General features: G+C 73.0%; 19 protein-coding genes. 11 read left to right on the top strand and 8 right to left on the bottom strand.

Features of this window, described 5'->3' with window-relative positions:
* Positions 1-269 precede the first annotated feature (269 nt).
* The gene (locus ACWGKQ_RS11205; protein WP_453291624.1) at positions 270-1094 is read right to left on the bottom strand and encodes a (2Fe-2S)-binding protein; all 825 of its coding nucleotides are present in this window, start codon (positions 1092-1094) and stop codon (positions 270-272) included.
* 162 nt (positions 1095-1256) lie between these two features.
* Here ACWGKQ_RS11205 and ACWGKQ_RS11200 point away from each other — a divergent pair, with 162 nt between their 5' ends.
* Positions 1257-2024 carry a GntR family transcriptional regulator gene (locus ACWGKQ_RS11200; protein ID WP_453291623.1) on the top strand — a complete coding sequence of 256 codons (768 nt, stop codon included), beginning with the start codon at positions 1257-1259 and terminating at the stop codon, positions 2022-2024.
* Between the two features lie 189 nt (positions 2025-2213).
* On the opposite strand, the gene ACWGKQ_RS11195 is transcribed toward ACWGKQ_RS11200, so the two are convergent.
* From ACWGKQ_RS11195 to ACWGKQ_RS11185, 3 genes are all read right to left on the bottom strand, one after another.
* Positions 2214-2714 carry a DUF2231 domain-containing protein gene (locus tag ACWGKQ_RS11195; protein WP_453291622.1) on the bottom strand — a complete coding sequence of 167 codons (501 nt, stop codon included), beginning with the start codon at positions 2712-2714 and terminating at the stop codon, positions 2214-2216.
* A gap of 74 nt (positions 2715-2788) precedes the next feature.
* Positions 2789-3556 (bottom strand): hypothetical protein, encoded by a 768-nt coding sequence (locus ACWGKQ_RS11190; RefSeq protein ID WP_453291621.1) that lies wholly within the window; start codon positions 3554-3556, stop codon positions 2789-2791.
* 168 nt (positions 3557-3724) lie between these two features.
* A complete protein-coding gene (locus tag ACWGKQ_RS11185; protein ID WP_453291620.1) occupies positions 3725-5398 on the bottom strand; it encodes a PucR family transcriptional regulator in 1674 nt (557 codons plus the stop codon).
* Between the two features lie 374 nt (positions 5399-5772).
* On the opposite strand from ACWGKQ_RS11185, the gene ACWGKQ_RS11180 reads away from it, so the two are divergent.
* The 5 genes from ACWGKQ_RS11180 (at position 5773) to ACWGKQ_RS11160 (ending at position 12591) form a co-directional block, all read left to right on the top strand.
* A complete protein-coding gene (locus tag ACWGKQ_RS11180) occupies positions 5773-6663 on the top strand; it encodes an FAD binding domain-containing protein (protein ID WP_453291619.1) in 891 nt (296 codons plus the stop codon).
* Complete coding sequence (locus ACWGKQ_RS11175) at positions 6663-7250, top strand: (2Fe-2S)-binding protein (RefSeq protein WP_453291618.1); 588 nt, start codon at positions 6663-6665, stop codon at positions 7248-7250. The genes ACWGKQ_RS11180 and ACWGKQ_RS11175 overlap by 1 nt, the downstream gene beginning before the upstream one ends.
* 5 nt (positions 7251-7255) lie before the next feature.
* A complete protein-coding gene (locus ACWGKQ_RS11170) occupies positions 7256-9652 on the top strand; it encodes a xanthine dehydrogenase family protein molybdopterin-binding subunit (protein ID WP_453291617.1) in 2397 nt (798 codons plus the stop codon).
* Between the two features lie 169 nt (positions 9653-9821).
* Positions 9822-11282, top strand: a complete 1461-nt coding sequence (locus ACWGKQ_RS11165) for an NCS2 family permease (RefSeq protein WP_453291616.1) — start codon at positions 9822-9824, stop codon at positions 11280-11282.
* Between the two features lie 151 nt (positions 11283-11433).
* Entirely contained in the window at positions 11434-12591 is a 1158-nt protein-coding gene (locus ACWGKQ_RS11160; protein ID WP_453291615.1) for an XdhC family protein, read from the top strand.
* Between the two features lie 195 nt (positions 12592-12786).
* On the opposite strand, the gene ACWGKQ_RS11155 is transcribed toward ACWGKQ_RS11160, so the two are convergent.
* Complete coding sequence (locus ACWGKQ_RS11155) at positions 12787-13440, bottom strand: Crp/Fnr family transcriptional regulator (protein ID WP_453291614.1); 654 nt, start codon at positions 13438-13440, stop codon at positions 12787-12789.
* Positions 13441-13554: 114 nt separating this feature from the next.
* A complete protein-coding gene (locus tag ACWGKQ_RS11150) occupies positions 13555-13995 on the bottom strand; it encodes an SRPBCC family protein (RefSeq protein ID WP_453291613.1) in 441 nt (146 codons plus the stop codon).
* Positions 13996-14151: 156 nt separating this feature from the next.
* Here ACWGKQ_RS11150 and ACWGKQ_RS11145 point away from each other — a divergent pair, with 156 nt between their 5' ends.
* A complete protein-coding gene (locus tag ACWGKQ_RS11145; protein WP_453291612.1) occupies positions 14152-15177 on the top strand; it encodes a DUF2278 family protein in 1026 nt (341 codons plus the stop codon).
* 146 nt (positions 15178-15323) lie between these two features.
* Entirely contained in the window at positions 15324-16520 is a 1197-nt protein-coding gene (locus ACWGKQ_RS11140; RefSeq protein ID WP_453291701.1) for a cytochrome P450, read from the top strand.
* A gap of 3 nt (positions 16521-16523) precedes the next feature.
* On the opposite strand, the gene ACWGKQ_RS11135 is transcribed toward ACWGKQ_RS11140, so the two are convergent.
* Positions 16524-17312 carry a polysaccharide deacetylase family protein gene (locus ACWGKQ_RS11135; RefSeq protein ID WP_453291611.1) on the bottom strand — a complete coding sequence of 263 codons (789 nt, stop codon included), beginning with the start codon at positions 17310-17312 and terminating at the stop codon, positions 16524-16526.
* A gap of 125 nt (positions 17313-17437) precedes the next feature.
* On the opposite strand from ACWGKQ_RS11135, the gene ACWGKQ_RS11130 reads away from it, so the two are divergent.
* From ACWGKQ_RS11130 to ACWGKQ_RS11120, 3 genes are all read left to right on the top strand, one after another.
* Positions 17438-18079, top strand: a complete 642-nt coding sequence (locus tag ACWGKQ_RS11130; RefSeq protein ID WP_453291610.1) for a phosphoribosyltransferase — start codon at positions 17438-17440, stop codon at positions 18077-18079.
* 16 nt (positions 18080-18095) lie between these two features.
* The gene (locus ACWGKQ_RS11125) at positions 18096-18515 is read left to right on the top strand and encodes a TIGR03668 family PPOX class F420-dependent oxidoreductase (protein ID WP_453291609.1); all 420 of its coding nucleotides are present in this window, start codon (positions 18096-18098) and stop codon (positions 18513-18515) included.
* 61 nt (positions 18516-18576) lie between these two features.
* On the top strand, positions 18577-19539 hold the full coding sequence (locus tag ACWGKQ_RS11120) for a serine/threonine-protein kinase (RefSeq protein ID WP_453291608.1): 963 nt from the start codon (positions 18577-18579) through the stop codon (positions 19537-19539).
* A gap of 63 nt (positions 19540-19602) precedes the next feature.
* Here ACWGKQ_RS11120 and ACWGKQ_RS11115 read toward each other — a convergent pair whose 3' ends face one another.
* Positions 19603-22005 (bottom strand): SpoIIE family protein phosphatase, encoded by a 2403-nt coding sequence (locus ACWGKQ_RS11115; RefSeq protein WP_453291607.1) that lies wholly within the window; start codon positions 22003-22005, stop codon positions 19603-19605.
* Positions 22006-22053 lie beyond the last annotated feature (48 nt).

The raw sequence follows: 22053 nt of genomic DNA, 5'->3' as shown, positions 1-22053 counted from the left end.
GTTTCGGGGCAAGAGGCCGCCAAGGAAGTGCAAGGGGATGCCCCAGGGCGGCATTCTGCTCGAACTGCCGCATGAGGGGCGGGAGTTGAGTTCGAGTAAGACTACCCATACGGGTGGTTCCTCGGAAAGTTCCTGCGGCAAGTGAGGAAGTTGTGAATTCCCTGTCCCCGCAGAAGTGCTCCTGCCACCGGCGATCTTAGTGGATGCCGGGCGGTGCCGCGTCCCGGGGGTCGGAGCCCCGGCCGGCCCGCGCGCGGCCTGAGGGTGGCTCAGGCCGCCGCGGCCGCCGCGAGTTTGGCGATCCGGTCGTCGTCGCAGGTACGCGGGCAGGTGGCGCAGGTGTCCTCGGGGCGCAGGGTGTAGTACATGCAGCAGCTCGCCCGGTCCCGGGTGGGCAGCGGCTCCCCGGCCGGACCGGTCAGCACCCGGAAGGCGGCCGAGCCGACGTACGGCTTGGTCGCGCCCGGCAGCAGCTGTTCGAGTTCGCGTACGGCCCGCGTCTCGTCCCCGAGCAGACCGGCGACGTACCAGAGCCCCTCGACGACCTCGTCGGTCGCCATGCCCCACAGGGCCCGCCCGCGCCGCCGCATCCGCGGTCCGAAGCCGCCGAGGACCGGCTCCAGGTGCTCGGCCACGGCCGCCCGCACCTCGGCCCGCAGCGCCTCCTCGCCGCCGACGACGACCGCGCCGGGCAGCGCCGCCGCCGGGTCGCCCGGAAGGCAGGCGAAAGAGGCGACGCGCACGGCCATCCGGCCCGCCGTACGGTCGTACGACACCGCGGTCGCGGGGAGGCGGGGGACCCGGCGGGCCAGGAACCAGGGCAGGGTGATCAGGAGGCAGGCGGCCCAGCCGTAGCGGTGCAGGCCGAAGGTCGCGACCACGTCCGGGCGGCCCGGCTTCCCCTCGTCCCGCAGGATCTGGTCCTCGTCCCAGGCCAGGAAGGCGTCCAGGCCCGGACCGCCGGCCGCCAGCTCGGCGGCGCCCACCCAGCCGCCGCCCCGGGGTGCCGCGTCGTCCGGGCCCAGCTCCGTGACCACCAGGTCCGGGCAGACCTCGGTGAGGCGTGCGTAGGCGGCGGAGACGGGGGAGATCATGGACTACCGCCGATCGAGTGAGGTCGACTGCCAGATAAGTAAGCCTTACCTTACCCACCCGTTCGGAAATTTGAACCAGCGCCTTGTGCGCCTAAGGTGCTTGACGGACAAGTAACAACCCGTCGTTAATGACCCGAGTGCCGACGAGCCGGAGGAGGACCCGTGAACCAGCGCGCGCACGCGGCTCCCGCCGAGACGGCCAGGGTGCCGGCGCAGTCGCGGTCCGAGGAGGCGGCGCGGGAGGCGCCCGGATTCCCCGCCGGCACGCCGGCCGCGCGCGGCGAGCACACGCACAGCGAGCGGCCGATCCCGCAGCCGAGGCCCGCCGTGCAGCGGGCGTCCGTGCGCGGGCAGATCCTCGACGCGTTGCGCACGGCGCTGGTCGGCGGGGAGCTGGCACCCGGCGAGGTGTACTCGGCGCCGGCGCTGGGCGAGCGGTTCGGGGTCTCCGCGACGCCGGTGCGCGAGGCGATGCAGCAGCTGGCCCAGGAGGGCGCGGTCGAGGTCGTACCCAACCGCGGCTTCCGGGTCGTGCAGCGGGGCGCGCGCGAGCTGGCGGAACTGGCCGAGGTGCGGGCGCTGATCGAGGTGCCGGTGATGATGCGGCTGGCGCGCAGCGTGCCCGGCGAACGGTGGGCCGCGCTGCGGCCGCTCGCCGAGGAGTCGGTGCGGGCGGCGGCGACCGGGTGCCGGGTGACGTACGCGGAGGCCGACCAGGCCTTCCACCGGGCGGTGCTGGCCCTGGCGGGCAACGAGCAGCTGGTCCAGATCGCGGAGGACCTGCACCGCCGCGCGGTTCCGCTGCGCGGGGCCCGCGCCGACCTGATGGCGGACGCGGCGGAGCATGCGGCGCTGCTGGAGGCGTTGATCGCGGGGGAGCTGGACGCCGTGCGGCGGTTGGTGGCCGGACATTTCGCCGCCGCGGGCTGAGGAGCGGGGCGGTTTGCGCGGAGTCGCGCCGTAGAGGTGGCGGCCGGGGGCCGGGCGCGGGCGCGTCGTGGCTGATCGCGCAGTTCCCCGCGCCCCCTTGGGGCGCGCTGCCCAGCCGTGTCTTTCATCCAGCCGCGGGCGGCACCCGGCAAGTGCCGGTAAGCGTCACCACCCGCGGCCCCAGCCCCCTCAGCTGCCCTGCGCCGTCTTCTGGTACGCGTCGTGCCACGCGGCCTTCGCACCCGAGTCGCCTATGCGGTACACGTCGACGACCGCGCCGGCCGCCACGGCAACCGACAGCACGCCCACCACGATCCGCACCGGGAGGGCCGACCAGCGGCCGCCCTTGCCGGGAGCCTGCTCCGCCCCGCCGCGCCGCGTCGCCCACCACACGACCGTGGCCAGCACGAACAGGCCCAGCGCCCACGGCAGCAGCCCGTCACCCAGTTCGGTGTGCCGGCGGACCAGGGTGTCCTCGGTGACGTGCCGCTCCAGCCACTCACCGGCCTGGGTCGTCAGCGGCACGCTGACCAGGGCGACCAGGGCGAGCGCGGGCAGCAGCACGCCCAGCCGACGAGCGGCCCGCGGCCACAGCGCGGCCGCCACCAGGGCGAGAGCGGTCAGTGGAACCAGGACGACGACGATGTGGACCAGCAGGACATGGGCCGGCAGGCCGTTGATGGTGCTCATGGCGAAGCGCTCCTGAGGAGGTCGGGGCGCGCCAGCCTGGCACAGTAAACTCTCAGTTTTCTCTGAGGTGCTTCTCAGGCGGTCGCCGCCCCCGGCGCGGGCGGTGTCAACTGCTTCGCCAGCCACGTCGGGACGCCGCCCAGGAGGCGGAACAGGCGGCCTGCCTCCTCCCGCAGGCGGGACGCCTCCGGCTCGGACTCCGTGTCGGCGAGGGAGGCGAGAGCCGGGGCCGTACCCACCAGGTAGCCCAGTTCCTCCCGGATCCGCAGCGACTCCGCGAAACCATGCCGTGCCTCCGCCAACTCCCCGTCCCGCAGCGCCAGTCCGGCCAGATGGCGCCAGGTGAAGGAGAGCAACAGCGGGTCGGCGTGGGCGGTGGCCGCGGCGTGGGCCCGGCGGTACGCGGCGCGGGCCGCCTGCGGGGAGCGGGTGAGGTTCTCCGCCAGCAGACCCCGGCGGAAGTCGAGGAGAGCCCGGCCCGGCGCCCCCGGAGGGATCAGCGCGGCCGCCCGACCGAGCGCCGCCCGCGCCTCGTCGGCCCGGTCCCGGACGCCGTGCAGCGTGGCCGCGTAGGCGAGTTGCCCGCGCTCGCAGGCGGCAGCCCCCCGCTCCTCGTCGGCCCGGGCCACCGCCTCCGCCGTCCGCAGCGCGTCCTCGGCCTCCTCCCAGCCCCGCTCGGTGTACAGACACCGCTCGACCATCAGCCCCGCCCGCTGCAGCGAGGACGCCGGGGTGTCCGACGGCAGCAGAGCCGCCGCGTCGGCCCAGCAGGCCCGCGAGCGCAGCCGCCACACCGCGGTCTGGAGCGGATCGTCACCAGCGGTCGTTCCGTTCCCAGACATGGCGGAGTACGCCACGTTGCCCTCCCCTAGCGCGCCGTCGAGCAGTGAAGTGGTGGCCGCATTCCAGCACCGATCGCCGCGCGGGGCCAAGAGGGTGGGTGAATAATTTCACAAAGTCGTGGGACGGCGACGGCACTTGGCGCGAGCCGGTCGCACGCCCGCGTGACCTCAGCTCATCCGCAACGCCAAGAAGAAATCGAGCTTGTCCTCCAGCCGGGACAGGTCCCGGCCCGTCAACTGCTCGATCCTCCCCACGCGATAGCGCAGCGTGTTGACGTGCAGGTGGAGACGGGTGGCGCAGCGGGTCCAGGAGCCGTCGCAGTCGAGGAAAGCCTCGAGGGTGGGGATCAGTTCGGCGCGGTGGCGGCGGTCGTAGTCCCGCAGCGGGTCCAGCAGCCGCGCGGTGAAGGCGCGGCGGACGTCGTCGGGGACGAAGGGGAGCAGCAGGACGTGCGAGGCCAGCTCCTGATGGCCGGCCGCGCAGACCCGGCCGGTGCGGGCGGCGGCCACCCGGCGGGCGTGCCGGGCCTCCTCCAGGGCCCCGCGCAGCCCCTCCGCCGAGTGCACGGCCGCGCTGACGCCGAGAGTGATCCGGCCGTCGTCGTCGAGGCCCGCCGACAACGGACCCCGCACCGACTCCAGGAGAGCCTCGGCGTGGATGCCGGACTCGGAGCCGTCGTGCTCGGCGGTGACGGCGGGCAGCGGGACCAGGGCGATCGCCTCGTCACCGGTGTGGGCCACCGCTATCCGGTCGGAAGGCTCCGGGCCGGTCGCCAGCGGATCGACCAGGATCTCCTCCAGGAGGGACTGGGCCACCGGGCCGCCCTCCACCTCGCCGCCGTCCCACTCGACACGGGCGACGACCACCTGCCAGTGCGGGGCCGCGCCGAGACCGGGCAGCAGGACCGGGGCGGCCACCCGCAGGCGGGCGGCGATCTCGGCCGGGGCCGCGCCCGTCTGGACCAGCTCCAGGACCTCCTGCGCCAGCCTGCGCCGCACCGTACGGGCCGCGTCCCGGCGGTCGCGTTCGACGGCGATCAGCTGGGTGACGCCCTGGAGCAGGTCCAGCCGCTCCTCGGGCCAGTCGCCCGCGTCCGCCTCGACGGCCAGCAGCCAGTCCGACAGCACCGTCTCGCGTACGTCCCGGGCGCCCTGCGGGGAGCGGCCGCTGGAACGGATCGGGAAGAGCGAGTAGGTCGTGCCGTCGAGCAGCACGCGGTACGGGCCGCGGCGGCCGGTACGGGTGGCGGCCAGGTGCTCGGCGGCCAGCCCGGCGCAGGCCTCGGCGGGCAGCGCGGGCCCCGACACCTTGGAACCCGCGATCAGGCGGCCGGCCGGGGAGAGCACCCAGGCCCGCAGGTCGAGGTCGGAGCCGAGCAGGTCCAGGACCACGTCCGGGCCGCCGCCCGCCGGGCCCGAGGTCATCATCCGCCGGTGCCGGTCCACGACGGCCGCCAGATCCCCGGCCCGCTCACCGCTGACCTGCCGTACGACATGCTCGGTGATCGTCGCGAAGGCCACCGACTCGTGGACCGCGAAGAGCGGGAGACGATGGCGGGCGCAGGCCACCACCAGATCCTCCGGGACATCGCCCAGCTCCGCCTCACCGGCCGCCAGCGCGACCACCCCGGCCTGCACCAGGAGTCGTACGAACGGCTCGGAGTCCGCCCCGTCCCGGCGCCAGGCCAGGCCCGTCAGCACCAGCTCACCGCCGGAGAGGTAGCGGCTCGGGTCGCGCAGGTCGGTGGTCATGACCCCGCGCACGGTACGGTCCAGCTCGTCCTCGCCGCCGAGCAGCCGCAGGCCCAGCGCATCGGTGTCCAGCAGTGCGCGCAGCCGCATCTCGTCGCCGCCGTTCTGTGTCTCGAAATCTACGATGAATCATGAAGGGTCACGGGTGAGGCACCCGGACGGGCGGGTCCGCGGGCCGTCACCAAGGGTCGCCGGACCGCAACCGACGGCGGCCAGGGCGTTTCCTGCGTTTCCACAGGAAGACCAGGAGGTTACTGATGACCCCCGTTCATACGAATCTACAAGATGCCCGTGCTGGCCAGCCAACTCCTTCATGGTTTCAGTGACTGACCCCGCCGGAGTAAGGGGCGGTGTACTGACGTCATTCCGCGTTAACAGGACATGAACGAGCCGGGCCCGCCGCACACGGATTGGCTCAATCCGCACGACTCACGAGACTCACGAGACGGAGAAGAGAGCCGGTCATGGACTTCCTTCGCCCCGCCAGCTGGGAGGAGGCGCTCGCCGCGAAGGCCGAGCACCCCACCGCAGTGCCGATCGCGGGTGGCACCGATGTGATGGTCGAGATCAACTTCGACCACCGCCGGCCCGAGTACCTCCTCGATCTCAACCGCATCGGCGATCTCTACGAATGGGAGACCGGCGAGAAGAGCGTACGGCTCGGCGCCTCCGTCCCGTACACCCTGATCATGGAGAACCTGCGCACCGAACTGCCGGGCCTGGCCCTCGCCTCGCACACCGTCGCCTCCCCGCAGATCCGCAACCGCGGGGGCGTCGGCGGCAACCTCGGCACCGCCTCCCCGGCCGGCGACGCCCACCCCGCGCTGCTCGCGGCCGGCGCCGAGGTCGAGGCCGAGTCGGTACGCGGCACCCGGCTCATCCCCATCGACGACTTCTACACCGGCGTCAAGCGCAACGCCCTAGCGCCCGACGAACTGATCCGCGCGGTGCACGTGAAGAAGGCCGACGGCCCGCAGCAGTACTCGAAGGTCGGCACGCGCAACGCCATGGTGATCGCCGTGTGCGCCTTCGGACTCGCCCTGCACCCCGAGACGCGGACGGTCCGTACCGGCATCGGTTCCGCCGCCCCGACGCCGGTGCGCGCCAAGGTCGCCGAGGACTTCCTGAACGCGGCGCTCGACGAGGGCGGCTTCTGGGACAACGGAAAGATCATCACACCGTCGGTCGCCAAGCAGTTCGCGGACCTGTGCGCCGCCGCCTGCAACCCGATCGACGACGTCCGGGGCACCGCCAGCTACCGCCGCCACGCGGTCGGCGTGATGGCCCGCCGGACGCTCACCTGGACCTGGGAGTCGTACCGCGGCACCACTCATCAGAAGGGGAGTGTCGCCTGATGCGCGTCAACTTCACCGTCAACGGACGCCCGCAGGAAGCCGACGATGTGTGGGAGGGCGAGTCCCTGCTGTACGTGCTGCGGGAGCGCCTTGGCCTGCCCGGTTCCAAGAACGCCTGCGAGCAGGGGGAGTGCGGGTCGTGCACCGTCCGGCTGGACGGCGTACCGGTGTGCTCGTGCCTGGTCGCGGCGGGGCAGGTGGAGGGGCGGGAGGTCGTCACGGTCGAGGGGCTGGCGGAGTTCGCGGAGCGGCGGGCCTGTGGGGCGGCCGATGCCAGTGCTATGTCACATGTCACGCGTGACACTTCAAAGAACTGGCAGCCCAAGCCCCCCTCCGACTCCCAGACCGGCGAACGCACCCCCCTCTCCCCCATCCAGCAGGCCTTCATCGACGCCGGCGCCGTCCAGTGCGGTTTCTGCACCCCCGGTCTGCTGGTCGCCGCCGACGAGATGCTGGAGCGCAACCCCAGCCCATCCGACGCGGACATCCGCGAGGCGCTCTCCGGCAACCTGTGCCGCTGCACCGGCTACGAGAAGATCATGGACGCGGTCCGCCTCGCGGCCGCCCGGCAGGGAGAGGCGGTCTGAGCGACATGCCCACCAACAGCGCCCCTCTCGGCACTCCGACCAAGGTCACCCAGGGTTCCCAGACCAAGGGCGGCATCGGCGAGTCCACGCTCCGCCCGGACGGCACCCTCAAGGTCACCGGCGAGTTCGCGTACTCGTCCGACATGTGGCACGAGGACATGCTCTGGGGCCAGATCCTCCGTTCCACGGTCGCGCACGCCGAGATCGTCTCCATCGACACCAGCGAGGCCCTCGCCCAGCCCGGCGTCTACGCCGTCATGACGTACGACGACCTGCCCACCGAGGTGAAGAACTACGGCCTGGAGATCCAGGACACCCCGGTCCTCGCGCACGGCAAGGTGCGCCACCACGGCGAGCCGGTCGCGATCGTCGCCGCCGACCACCCGGAGACCGCCCGCCGCGCGGCCGCCAAGATCAAGGTCGAGTACCGCGAGCTGCCCGTCATCACCGACGAGGCCTCCGCGACCGCGCCCGGCGCCGTGCTGGTCCACGAGGGCCGCGACGACCACCACGTCGGCCACGTCCCGCACCCCAACATCGTGCACCGTCAGCCGATCATCCGCGGCAACGCCGACGAGGCCGCCAAGAGGGCCGACGTCATCGTCAAGGGCGAGTACTACTTCGGCATGCAGGACCAGGCCTTCCTCGGCCCCGAGTCCGGGCTCGCCGTCCCCGAGGAGGACGGCGGCGTCCACCTCTACATCGCCACCCAGTGGCTGCACAGCGACCTGCGCCAGATCGCGCCCGTCCTCGGCCTGCCCGAGGACAAGGTGCGGATGACGCTGTCCGGCGTCGGCGGTGCGTTCGGCGGCCGCGAGGACCTGTCGATGCAGATCCACGCCTGCCTGCTGGCCCTGCGCACCGGCAAGCCGGTGAAGATCGTCTACAACCGCTTCGAGTCCTTCTTCGGCCACGTCCACCGCCACCCGGCCCGCCTCTACTACGAGCACGGGGCAACGAGCGAAGGCAAGTTGACGCACGTCAAGTGCCGGATCGTGCTCGACGGCGGTGCCTACGCCTCCGCCTCCCCGGCCGTCGTCGGCAACGCCTCCTCGCTCGGTATCGGCCCGTACGTCGTCGACGACGTCGAGATCGAGGCCATCGCCCTCTACACCAACAACCCGCCCTGCGGCGCCATGCGCGGCTTCGGCGCGGTCCAGGCGTGCTTCGCCTACGAGGCCCAGATGGACAAGGTCGCCAAGCAACTCGGCATGGACCCGGTGGAGTTCAGGAAGCTGAACGCCATGGAGCAGGGCACGATCATGCCGACCGGCCAGCCGGTGGACTCGCCCGCCCCCGTCGCTGAACTCCTGCGCCGGGTCAGCGCGATGCCACTGCCGCCCGAGCGCCAGTGGGAGAGCAGCGAGGGCGCGGACGTACGGCAGCTGCCCGGCGGTCTGTCCAACACCACCCACGGCGAAGGCGTCGTCCGCGGTATCGGCTACGCGGTCGGCATCAAGAACGTCGGCTTCTCCGAGGGCTTCGACGACTACTCGACCGCGCGCGTGCGGATGGAGGTCGTCGGCGGTGAGCCCGTCGCCGTCGTGCACACCGCGATGGCGGAGGTCGGGCAGGGCGGTGTGACCGTCCACGCGCAGATCGCGCGCACCGAGCTCGGCGTGGCACAGGTGACCATCCACCCGGCCAACACCCAGGTGGGCTCGGCCGGTTCGACCTCGGCCTCCCGGCAGACGTACGTCACCGGCGGCGCCGTGAAGAACTCCTGCGAGCTGGTCCGCGAGAAGGTCCTGGAGCTGGGCCGGCGCAAGTTCGGCACCTACCACCCGGCCTGGGCCACCGCCGAACTGCTCCTGGAGGGCGGCAAGGTCGTCACCGACGGCGGCGAGGTGCTCGCCGACCTCGCGGACGTCCTCGGCGACGAGGCTGTGGAGATCGAGGCGGAGTGGCGGCACCGCGCGACAGTGCCCTTCGATCTGCACACCGGGCAGGGCAACGGCCACGTCCAGTACAGCTTCGCCGCGCACCGCGCGGTCGTCGAGGTCGACACCGAACTGGGCCTGGTCAAGGTGATCGAGCTGGCCTGCGCGCAGGACGTCGGCAAGGCGCTCAACCCGCTCTCCGTCGTCGGCCAGATCCAGGGCGGTACGACCCAGGGCCTGGGCATCGCGGTGATGGAGGAGATCATCGTCGACCCGAAGACCGCGAAGGTCAGGAACCCGTCCTTCACGGACTACCTGATCCCGACCATCCTCGACACGCCGACCATCCCGGTCGACGTCCTCGAACTCGCCGACGACCACGCCCCGTACGGGCTGCGCGGCATCGGCGAGGCCCCGACCCTGTCCTCGACCCCGGCCGTCCTCGCGGCGATCCGGAACGCGACCGGGCTGGAGCTCAACCGCACACCGGTACGCCCGGAACACCTGACGGGCAACGCATAACACCGCCCAACGGCACCCCGGCGCCGGGCAACCGCTCAACTCCCCGGCGCCGGCCACCAAAGCGTGCACCTCCGGGCCGTCCCCCGGGTCATGCACTTCCCAAATCCCGCGCGTCGCCGAGGCAACCGGCATGCGTAGGGGGCCCCTGTGAACCTTGGGAGACGGCACCATGACCCAGCAGTCACTGGAACCCAGGGCGACGGCCGACGACGCGGGCGAAGGCACCCGCGTCCCGGCCGGACGTTCCTGGCTCGACCGGTACTTTCACATATCCCGGCGAGGATCGAGCGTCGCGCGTGAAGTGCGCGGCGGCGTCACCACCTTCATGGCGATGGCGTACATCCTCCTGCTCAACCCCCTGATCCTGTCCGGCAAGGACGCGGCCGGGGACACCCTCGGCCAGAAGGCGCTGATCACCGCGACCGCGTTCGCGGCGGCCTTCACCACGCTCCTGATGGGATTCGTCGGCAAGGTGCCGCTCGCGCTCGCGGCCGGCCTCTCCGTCTCCGGCGTGCTCTCCTCGCAGGTCGCCCCGCAGATGACCTGGCCGCAGGCGATGGGCATGTGCGTGATGTACGGCGTCGTCATCATGCTCCTGGTCGTCACCGGCCTGCGCGAGATGATCATGAACGCGATCCCGCTCGCGCTCAAACACGGCATCACCATGGGCATCGGCCTGTTCATCGCCCTCATCGGCTTCTACAAGTCCGGCTTCGTGCACCAGGGCAAGGCCACCCCGGTCACCCTCGGCCCCGCGGGCGAACTGGCCGGCTGGCCGGTGCTGCTCTTCGCCGGCACCCTGCTGCTGATCTTCATGCTCCAGGCCCGGAACGTCCCCGGCGCCATCCTGATCGGCATCATCAGCGGCACGGTCGTCGCGGCCGTGCTGAACGGGCTCGGGGTCGTCGACCCCAGGCAGTGGGCCAGCGGCGCCGCCCCCGAACTGCACGGCTCCGCCGTCTCCATGCCGGACTTCTCGCTCTTCGGGCACGTCGAGTTCGGCGGCTGGGGCAAGGTCGGGGCGATGACGGTGGCGATGATCGTCTTCACTCTCGTGCTCGCCGGGTTCTTCGACGCGATGGCCACCATCATCGGCGTCGGCACCGAGGCGAAGCTGGCCGACGACCGGGGCCGGATGCCGGGGCTGTCCAAGGCGCTGTTCATCGACGGCGCGGGCGGCGCGATCGGCGGGGTCGCGGGCGGCTCCGGCCAGACGGTGTTCATCGAGTCGGCGACGGGTGTCGGCGAGGGCGCGCGCACGGGCCTCGCCTCGGTCGTGACCGGACTCTTCTTCGCGGCCTGCCTGTTCTTCACCCCGCTCACCGCGATCGTGCCGCAGGAGGTCGCCTCGGCCGCCCTGGTGGTCATCGGCGCGATGATGCTGATGAACGCCCGGCACGTGGACTGGGCCGACCGGGCCACCGCCATTCCGGTGTTCCTGACGGTCGTCCTGATGCCCTTCACCTACACCATCACCACCGGTGTGGCCGCCGGCGTCATCTCCTACACCGCCATCAAGGCAGCTCAGGGCAGGGCACGGGAGATCGGGGCATTCATGTGGGGCCTGACAGGGATCTTCCTGGTCTATTTCGCACTCAATCCCATTGAGAGCTGGCTGGGCGTCCACTAGGACGCTCCGCTCGGAGAGCCGTGAACGGGCCCGTGGTCGGGTGCGGGTCCGTTCGGGCTGGTCGCGCCCACGCGGCGGAGCCGCAGATTGATACAGCCCCGCGCCCCTTCGGGGCGCGCCATCCCTGACCTTGTGAGAAGGAGACCGAGAGATGCTCGACATCGCCGAGGAGCTGAACCGGTGGGTCGCTGATGGGCGGGACTTCGCCGTGGCCACGGTGGTGGCGGTCGGTGGGAGTGCGCCGCGTCAGCCCGGGGCCGCTCTCGCGGTGGATGCCGAGGGGACCGCCGTCGGCTCGGTCTCCGGCGGGTGTGTGGAGGGTGCCGTGTACGAGCTGTGCCGGCAGGCGCTCCAGGACGGGGAGACCGTTCTGGAGCGCTTCGGGTACAGCGACGAGGACGCCTTCGCCGTCGGCCTGACCTGTGGCGGTGTCATCGACATCCTCGTCACCCCGGTACGGGCGGCCGATCCCGCCCGGCCGGTGGTCGCGGCCGCGCTGGCCGCGGCCGTGCGCGGGGCGGCGGCGGCCCTCGCGCGGGTCGTCACCGGGCCGGCGGAACTGCTGGGCCGCGCCCTCCTGGTGGACGGCGACGGCTCCCACGAGGGCGGTTTCGGCGCCCATCCCGAGCTGGACCGTACGGTCGCCGCCGAGGCGGCCGCCTTCCTGGACGCGGGCCGCACCGGCACCCTGGAGATCGGAGAGCAGGGCTCTCGGTGCGGAGCACCGCTCACCGTGCTGGTCGAGTCGTCCGTCCCGCCGCCCCGGATGATCGTCTTCGGTGCGATCGACTTCGCGTCCGCGCTGGTGCGGGTCGGCAAGTTCCTCGGCTACCAGGTGACGGTGTGCGACGCGCGCCCCGTCTTCGCGACGCGGACCCGCTTCCCGGAGGCCGACGAGATCGTCGTCGAGTGGCCGCACCGGTACCTGGAGCGCACGCACGTCGACGGCCGTACCGTCCTGTGCGTCCTCACCCACGACGCCAAGTTCGACGTCCCGCTGCTCCGGCTCGCCCTGCGCCTCCCGGTGTCCTACGTCGGCGCGATGGGCTCTCGCCGCACCCACCTGGACCGCAACGAGCGGCTGCGCGAGGTCGGCGTCACGGAGCTGGAGCTGGCCCGCCTGCGGTCGCCCATCGGCCTCGACCTGGGCGCCCGTACGCCGGAGGAGACCGCGCTGTCGATCGCGGCCGAGATCGTCGCGAACCGCAGGGGAGGCAGCGGGGTCTCCCTGACGGGCGCGCACACCCCGATCCACCACGACGTGACGTCTTCGCAGGCCCCGGCGCGGCGGATCGGGTCGGTGGCCTAGCTCCCCCTGACGGCCATTCCGGCGTGCTCCCCCGGAGCGCCCGGTCCGTTCCCCCGATCTTGGCCGTACCGGTCCGGGCGCCAGGGGACGATGGAAGCGCCTTCACGGCCGCCGTACAGCGTCAGATGACGCATTCGGCGCCGGGAGTTCCGTTCTCATGCAGGCGGCCTGCACGCGTGAGGCAGGCGTGCCGGCTCACTCCTCGGCCCAGCGCCGCAGTCCCGCCAGGTCGAGTACGACGGTCCGCCCGCGCCGGGTGGCCACCAGGCCCTCCTGCTGCATCGCCCGCAGACAGCGCACCACCGACTCCCTGGACGCCCCGCTGGCGGCGGCCAGTTCACGCTGGTTGACCTGCACGGCGACGGCGCCCGGCAGGGTCTCGGGGGCGGCCGAGCCGTACTCGACGGCGAGCCGCACCAGCAGTCCGGCGACCCGGGCGCGGGTGGTGCGGGCGCCCTGTTCGGCGCGCAGCCCGTCGGAGTCCCGGATCCGGCCCACGACACTGCGCAGTACCGACAGGCAGAGACCGGGGTCGCGTTCCAGGAGCCGTACGAAGGCGTCCGAGGCCACGACCAGGCCTGCCGTGCGGCGCATCGCGGTGACCGTGGCGCCCCGGGGCCGGCCGTCGATGCTGGAGAACTCGCCGAGGAGTTCACCGGGGCCGCGCAGGGCCAGCAGACTGGTGTAGCCGTTGGCCGAGTCGACCGTCACCTTGACCAGGCCGTCGGTGAGCAGGACGACGGAATGGGCCGCCTCGCCCTCCCGCATCAGCACTTCGCCGCGGGCCCAGCCGCGCGGGTGCCCGGCCTCCCGTAACAGCTTCACTTCCCCGGGCGAGAAGAACGCCACCTCCGAGCCTCCCGGTCACATCGACCCCCGGCGGCCGTGCGGCGCCGGACGGCCACTGTCCAACGTGCGGCCGGGGTCTGCCAAGGGGCGGGCCGCCGGCCGCACGGCGACCCGTCAGGGCCGCCGGAGCAGTGAGTTGACGGCCCGTCCGAACACGGCCCGGGACGTCCGGCGCACCAGCGGGTCGAAGACCGACGGCAGCCACCGGATCCGCAGTTCCTCGTGCCAGACCACCCGGGTACGGCCGCCGGGCCCCGGGTGCACCTCGATCTCGGCCCAGCCGCGCACCACCCGGCCGTGCTTGACCAGACGGCACCGGCCGGAGCCGTCGTCCCGCGGAGGCTCCCAGACGGTCACCTCCATGGGATCGTCGAACGAGAGCGGCCCGAACCCGGAACGGGCCACGAAGACCGTGCCCTCGTGGGTCGGGGGATCGGTGAGCACGGTGATCCGGGTCAGCGGGACCACGTCGGCGTGCCGCGACCAGTCCGTGAGCCGGCGCCACGCCTCGTCGATCGGCAGCGGAGCCGTCCGCTGGAGAAGGAAGTTGACCACGGCACGATGGTAGGGAAGCGGCCACCCTCCGCGGGTCCTGCACCGGGTGTTCACAGGACCGACAGATTCGCCCAACCCCGGCCGAGGCCCCTCCGGGCCCCGTACGATTCCCGCCATGGCGGGCAAACCGCCCGCCTTCACGGGGAGTTGGTCATCATGCCGTTGAAGACCTATGGCGTACTGGTCGGCCGGGCCGTCGACACCCGGCGCGAGGGCGCCGCCGACAGCCCGCACTACCAGATCCACCTCACGGACGAGTCCGGCATCCACTACCGGGCCGCGGTCAACGTCCTCTCGCAGGAGAAGCCCGCCGAACTGCTATACCTCGTCGACGACGACTTCCGGCACCCCCTCACCGCCCGCCTGGACGGCCTGACGGGCGGCTGGCACACCCTGCCGCCCGGCCCCGGCGGCCCCAACCTCGACTTCGTCCGCGGCAACCTCTTCGACCCGGCGAAGATGCGGGTCCTCCCGGCGGACCGCTCCGGACCGGACAACGACCTGGCCGACCTGCTCGACCACTACGTCCGGCGCGCCGTCGACGACTCCGATGCCCGGCTGTACCTCTTCGGCGAGCGGTGGGGGCCCGAGACCGGCGTCAAGGACAAGGTGTTCGGCTTCCTGCCGGGCAACGGCGTCCACGACATCCATATGAACCAGGGCAACAGCGGCCGCTTCAGCGCCGACGACGGGGTCTGGCAGGACGGCGGACTGCTCATCCGTCTCCCGGCCGACGGCCAGGGCGCGGCGGCGCGCTGGGTCGGGATCTTCCTCGCCTTCCAGAGCCAGGCCTGGCACACCGACGACGTCACCGGCCACACCCTCCCCGACGTCGACTCCTCCCGTCCCGCCCCCGGCGACCAGCCGGTCCGGATCGTCGCCGCGCTGGTCAACCCGGCCGGCCCCGCCCCCGAGGCGGAGACGGTCACCCTCCTCAACGCCTCGCCCGCCCCGGTCGACCTCACCGGCTGGCGCCTCCTCGACCGCATCGGCCAGGCCTCCCCGGTACCGGCCGGCCCGCTCGCCGCCGGCGCCGCCCGCACCGTGCCGCTCTCCGGCGGCGCCCGACTGGGCAACCACGGCGGCGAGATCACCCTCCTCGACGCCGCCGGGCTCAAGGCGCACGGCGTCTCGTACACGGCCGAACAGGCGGCCCGCGAAGGATGGTGGGTCGTCTTCTGACCCGGCTCTGTCGGGAGCGCACGGCGGTACGGCACCATGAGCGCGGTCCGTACCGTCGTCGTTGTCGTCCCGGGGGGCGTCTCGTGGAACACGATCTGCACGACAGCCAGGACAGCTGGGACAGCCGGGACGGACTCGACGATCTGATGAGCGAGCCCTACCCGCTCTACACGCGGGCACGGGCGGCGGAAGGGCTCGTGCGGGTGCCCGAGCTGGACGCCTGGCTGGTGGCCCGGGACGCCGACGTCCGTGAAGTGCTGCGCCGCCCGGAGGAGTTCTCGTCGGCGAATGCGTTACGGCCGGACGTCATGCCGTCGCCCGCCACGCTCGCCGTGCTCGGCGGCGGCTTCGGCGGCCGGCCGGTCGTGGTCACCGCGGACGGCGAACGGCACCGGCAGTTGCGCGCGCCGCTGCTGCGCGCACTGGCACCGGCCCGGATCGCGGCGGCCGTACCGTACGCCCGTGAGCGCGCCGCCGCCCTCGTCGACGGGTTCGTGACGGCCGGCCGGGTGGAGCTGATGTCGGCCTACGCCGCGCGGCTGCCCGGCGAGGTCATCGGACGGATCGTCGGGCTCGACCCCGCCGACGTGCCCGTCGTCGTGCACGGCGGGCGCCGCGCCGAGGAGTTGCTGTTCCGGCCGCTGCCGGAGGCCGGGCAGATCGCCGCGGCGGAGGACGTCGTCGCCATGCAGCATGTCCTCGACCGCTGTGTCCGCGACCGGTACACACATCCCCGCGAGGACCTGGCCACGGAGATCGTCGCCTCGGTGAGCGAACCCGGGCACGCCGAACTCCCCCTGGAGCAGCGGCACGAGGCGGTCGCCCACCTCCAGAACCTGCTGATCGCCGGGCACCTGACCACCACCGCGCTGATCGGCACCACGGTCCTGCACCTGCTGAGCCACCGGGACCAGTGGGAGCTGCTCTGCCGGCAACCGGACCTGATCCCGGCGGCCGTGGAGGAGGCGGCCCGCTATGACGGCGCGCTCCAGGGCTTCCGCCGGGTCACCACCCGCCCGGCCACCCTCGCCGGCACCGAACTCCCGGCCGGCGCCGAGCTGTTCGTCGCCTTCGGCGCGGCCAACCGTGATCCCTCGCGTCACCCCCGCCCCGACACGTTCGACATCACCCGGTCCGCCCCCGCTCGCCACCTCGCCTTCGGCTTCGGCGCCCACGCCTGCGTCGGCGCCCAGCTGGCCCGCGAGCAACTCCGCATCACCGTGGCGGAGCTGACGCGCCGACTCCCGGAGCTGCGGCTCGCGGAGGACCGTCCGGTCACCACGCGCCCGACGATGATCCACCGCTCACCGGAGGAACTCCCCCTCGCCTGGGGGCCGTCCTAGGATCTAGGGCCGGTACACCTCGCCCGGCACGGGCTTGCCGGGGGCGAGCAGTTGGGGGACCGTCACGAACACGTAGCCGCGTTCCTTGAGGGCGTCGATGATGCCGGGGACGGCGGGCACAGTGCCCTTGTAGAGGTCGTGGAGCAGGATGATCCCGTCCCGGGAGGCCTGGTCCAGGACCCGCTTCTCGATCAGTGCCGAGTCGGTGGTCAGGTAGTCCTTCGCGGTCACGCTCCACAGCACCTCGGACAGGCCCAGCTGCCGGCAGATCCGGTGCACGTTCGCGTCGGTGCGGCCCTGCGGCGGGCGCATCAGCGTGGGCTTGTGCCCGGTGAGGTGCTCGATCGCGTCGTCGGTGCGGGTGAGCTCCTCGCGTATCTGCCGGTCCGATATCCGCGTGAGGATCTTGTGGTCCCAGGTGTGGCTGGCGACCTCGTGGCCCTCCGCCGCCATCCGCTTCACCAGTTGCGGGTACTTCTCGATGTGCCGCTTGCCCAGCAGGAAGAAGGTCGCCGGGACGTGCTTCTCCTTGAGGATGTCGAGCAGCCGGGCCGAGTTCTCACTGGGCCCCGCGTCGAAGGTGAGGGCGATGCACTTGGCCTCGCGGCAGTCGACGGTCCCGAACCGGGCCCGGCTCGTGGCCGTGGCGTGGTTGCGTACGTCGGCGGGGGAGGTCGTGTCGACCTGCGCGCAGCCCGACAGGGCCAGCGCCAGGGAAACGGCCGCGGCGATCGGGAACCCGAACAGCCGTCTTTCCCTCTTCGTGCTCGGAAGCTTGCTCCACAGTGGCATGCCGGGACTATACACACAGTGTATAGAATGCGTGTGCGAATTTATTCCGAGTGGGCTCGGCCTCCGTCACCTCCGGGTGTGAGCATGGAGGAAGGGGACCCGACCTCGCTCGGAGAGGACGTCCCATGCGCTACCGGGACCGTGCGCACGGCGGCCGTGAACTCGCCGCCGCGCTGGGCAGGTTGCGCGACGAGGGTGCCCTGCCGGACCCGATCGTGCTGGCCCTGCCCCGGGGCGGCGCGACCGTCGCCGCGGAGGTCGCGCGGGAGCTCTCGGCCCCGCTCGACGTGCTCGTCGTACGCAAGATCGGCGCCCCGCACCACGAGGAGTTCGGCGTCGGCGCGATCGCCGGGGACGACCCGCCGCTCCTCGACCCGGAGACCCTGGCCCACCTGGGCCTGAGCGCGGCGTCCCTGGCCCCCGTGGTGGAGCGGGAGCGGCAGGAACTGCGCCGCCGCGAGCGCCGCTACCGGGAGGGCCGCCCGGCGCCCGAACTGCGCGGCCGTACCGTGATCGTCGTCGACGACGGCCTGGCCACCGGCTCCACCGCCCGTGCCGCCCTGCGCCACGTACGCGGCCGGGGCCCTGCCCGGACCGTGCTGGCCGTCCCGGTCGGCGCGCCCGACTCCCTGGACGCGCTCGCCGCCGAGGCCGACCTCGTCGTCTGCCCGCTCCGGCCGGCCCTCTTCAGCTCGGTGGGCCAGTGGTACGACGACTTCGGGCAGCTCACGGACGCCGACGTGCTCGACGCGTTGCGCGGGACCTGACGGGGGAGGCGGCCCGGTGCCGGAACTGGCCGAGGACGAGGCGCGGCGGCGGTTCGCCGCGGCGCGGGTGGCCCGGCTCGCGACCGTGGACGGGAACGGGCGCCCCCACCTGGTGCCGGTCGTCTTCGCGCGGTACGGCGCGGACGGGATCGTCACCGCCGTGGACCACAAGCCCAAGACCACACCCCGCCTCAAGCGGCTGCGCAACATCGCCGCGCAGCCGTCGGTGTGCCTGCTCGCGGACGCGTACGACGAGGACTGGGACCGTCTGTGGTGGGTCCGGGCGGACGGCCACGCGACGGTGGTGCCCGCCGCCGCGGCCCTCGTCGAGCCGCTGTGCGCGAAGTACCCGCAGTACCGGGAGCGGCCCCCGGACGGTGCGGTCGTCCTCGTGACCGTGTCGCGCTGGACCGGCTGGCAGGCGGCGCCCTTCTGACCGGGGCGTTCGGCCGCCGCCGTTTCGCGCGGGTACCGCAATCCTGGATACGATTCGGGTGATGGCGACGCGCATCGCGGGCTACGAGGTCCAGGGTGAGATCGGGCGCGGCGGCATGGCCGTCGTCTACCGCGCCACGGACCTGCGCCTGGACCGGACCGTCGCCCTGAAGCTGCTGGCCCCGGAGATGGCCCGCAACGACACCTTCCGCCGTCGTTTCACCCATGAGTCACGGGTCGCGGCCGCCCTCGACCACCCCCACATCGTGCCGATCTTCGAGGCCGGCGAGACGGACGGCGTGCTGTACATCGCGATGCGTTACGTGTCGGGTCCCGACCTGCGCGCGCTGCTGGACAAGGAAGGCGTGCTGCCGGTGGACGCGGCGCTGCGGATCGCGGCCCAGGTCGCCTCCGCGCTCGACGCGGCCCACGAGCACGACCTGGTGCACCGGGACGTGAAGCCCGGCAACGTGCTGGTGGCGCAGGGCACGGACAGCGACCACCCGGAGCACGTCTATCTCACGGACTTCGGGCTCACCAAGAAGTCGCTGTCGCTGACCGGGTTCACGACGGTCGGCGAGTTCGTCGGCACGCTGGACTACGTGGCGCCGGAGCAGATCTCGGGGCGCCCGGTGGACGGCCGCTGCGATCTCTACAGTCTCGCCTGCGTGGTCTTCGAGATGCTGGCCGGCGGTCCGCCGTTCGTCCGGGACGAGGACATCGCACTGCTGTGGGCCCACCAGTACGACCGGCCGCCCGCGCTGAGCGAGGTGCGGGCGGGGCTGCCGCCGGCCTTCGACGACGTGTTCGCCACGGCCCTGGCCAAGGTTCCCGAGGACCGGTACGGCACCTGCCTGGAGTTCGTGGGCGCGCTGCGGTCGGCCGCGGGCGGCGCCGGTCCGGTGGAGGAGCCGGTGGAGGAGTCGGCCGCGGACCGGTCCGCCGACGGCCCCCCGACCGTCGGCCGGGACGCCGCCCGCAGCTCGCACCCGCCGGCCTGGGCCCGCCCGGTGTTCCGCCGATAAGCCGCCGAGGCCGACCCGACTCGTCGGCCTGTCAGCCCGGCAGCCCGTCAGTGCTTCGGCGCTTCAGTGCTCGGCGAGGTACTGCTCGGCCCAGACGGTCTTGCCGGTGCCGGCGTGCCGGGTGCCCCAGCGCTGGGTCAGCTGGCCGACCAGGAGGAGCCCGCGTCCCCCCTCGTCGTAGGTGTGGGCCCGTCGCATGTGCGGGGCGGTGTTGCTGGAGTCGAAGACCTCGCAGGTCAGGGTGTGCTCGTCGTGGATCAGGCGGAGCCGGACCGGCGGGCGGCCGTACCGGAACGCGTTGGTGACCATCTCGCTGACGATGAGCTCGGTGATGAACGCGGCCTCCTCCAGCCGCCACTCGGCCAGCTGCTCGGTGGCCAGCTTGCGGGCCTCGGCGACGGCGGCGAGGTCGAAGGGCAGCTCCCAGGAGGCGACCCGGTCGGCGTGCAGGGCCCGGGTGCGGGCCACGAGCAGGGCGATGTCGTCGTCGGGGCGGTGGGTGAGCATGGACGTCAGGACCCGGTCGCAGACGGTGTCCAGGCTCCGGGCGGGGCGGGCCAGCGCGGCGAACATCGTGTCGAGCGCGTCGTCGATGTCGTGATCGCGCGGTTCGAGCAGACCGTTGGTGTAGAGGGCGACCAGGCTGCCCTCGGGAAGCTCCGTCTCGTACGACTCGAAGGGCAGCCCGCCGAGGCCGAGCGGCGGTCCGGCCGGGACGTCGAGGAAGCGGACGGTGCCCGCGGTGACCACGGCGGGCGGCGGGTGGCCGGCCCGGGCGACGCAGAGCCGCCGGGTGACCGGGTCGTACACGCCGTACAGACAGGTCGTGCCGACACCGCCGGCGGTGTCGGAGGCGTCGTCGTCGCCGGCCTCCTCGGCGGAGAGGTGGACGACCAGGTCGTCGAGGTGGCTGAGGAGTTCGTCGGGCGGCAGGTCGACGTCGGCCAGGGTGCGGACGGCGGTGCGGACCCGGCCCATGGTGGCGGCGGCCCGCATGCCGTGGCCGACGACATCGCCGACGACGAGTGCGACCCGGGTCCCGGACAGCGGGATGACGTCGAACCAGTCGCCGCCCACCCCGGCCTGGCTGACCGAGGGCAGGTAGCGGGTGGCGATGTCCAGGGCCGCCTGCCGGGGCAGGGTCTGGGGGAGCAGGCTGCGTTGCAGCGTCATCGTCGTGGTGTGCTGCCGCTGGGCGTGGGCGGCGCCCTGGATGCTCGTGGCCGTGCGGGTCGCGAGCTGTTCGGCCAGCCACAGGTCGTCCGCGTCGAACGGCTCCGTCCGCCCGTTCCGGGCGAAGAGCGCCACGCCGAACGTGAGGTCGCCGGTCCTGAGCGGCACCGCCATCAGCGAGTGCGCCCCGCTCTCCCGGACCCATGCGGCGGCCCGCGGATCCTCCCGCGCCCAGCGGCTCACCACCTCGTCGCCGCCCGGGTAGACCGTGCCCCGCCCCTCGGCCAGGCACCGGCCCGACGGCGACCACGGCGGGCAGCGCAGCACGTCGCCCGAGGGCCGGGGGAGCGGCGGCCCGTCGGGCACCGAGTGCGCGGCGGCCCGGCGCAGGACGACGCCGTCGGGCGGCGGTGCGCCGTGCCCCGGAGCGTCCAGCAGGTCCACGGCGCAGACGTCGGCGAAGGCGGGGACGGCGACCTCGGCCAGCTCCCGCGCGGTGCGCTGCACGTCGGAGCTGGTGCCGATGCGCACCCCGGCGTCGCTCAGCAGCAGCATCCGGCGCCGCACCAGCTGCCGGGACGCGTCGGCGTGGGCGGTCAGGGCCACCGCGCGCACCCGGCCGCCCGAGTCCGTCAGCGGCATGAGCCAGGCGTGCCACGCCCGCTCCGGGTCGGCCGGGTCCAGATGGAGACGGATCTCCTGGGGCCCGGCGCCGTCCAGGACCTGCCGCATCCTCGACTCGGCCTCGGCGCTGCCCTCGTACGGCACGATGTCCGTCAGCCGCAGCCCGCGCATCATCCCCTCCGCCAGGTGCAGCGTGCGCTGCGTCGCGGTACTGGCCCGGGCCAGCCGCAGCCCCTCGTCGAAGACGGCGGAGACGCACGGCGACTGCTGGAAGGCCCATTCGCCGAGTGCCTGGCCGGCCGCCGCCGGGCCGGTGACGGCGGACACCACCAGCCACTCGGTGCCGCCCGGCCGCTCGCCGGAGGGCCTGCGGTGGACCAGGACGTCGCGGTCCAGCCGGTGCCCGTCCCGGTGCCGCAGCGCTGCGGTCCCGCTCCACCGAGGTCCGGCGGCCGCCTCCCGCCATTCGTCCCGGTCCGGTCCGGCGAGCAGTACGGCTGCCCGCCGCCCCAGGATCTCGGCGGGCGGGTAGCCCAGCAGCAGCCGGGCCCCGTCGCTCCACCCGGTCACCACGCCCCGCTCGTCGACCGTGACCGCGGCCGTCCGGGTCCCCTGCGGTACGGCGTGGGTCTGCGCCGGGTGGCTGGGAGGGGTGGGACGTCGTTCCATCGCCGCTCATCCTTCGCGGAACCTGCACGGCCGGCTCTCCCCCCAGGA

The sequence above is a fragment of the Streptomyces sp. NPDC054770 genome (assembly GCF_053611985.1).
This window is presented reverse-complemented; position numbering and strand designations above follow the sequence as displayed.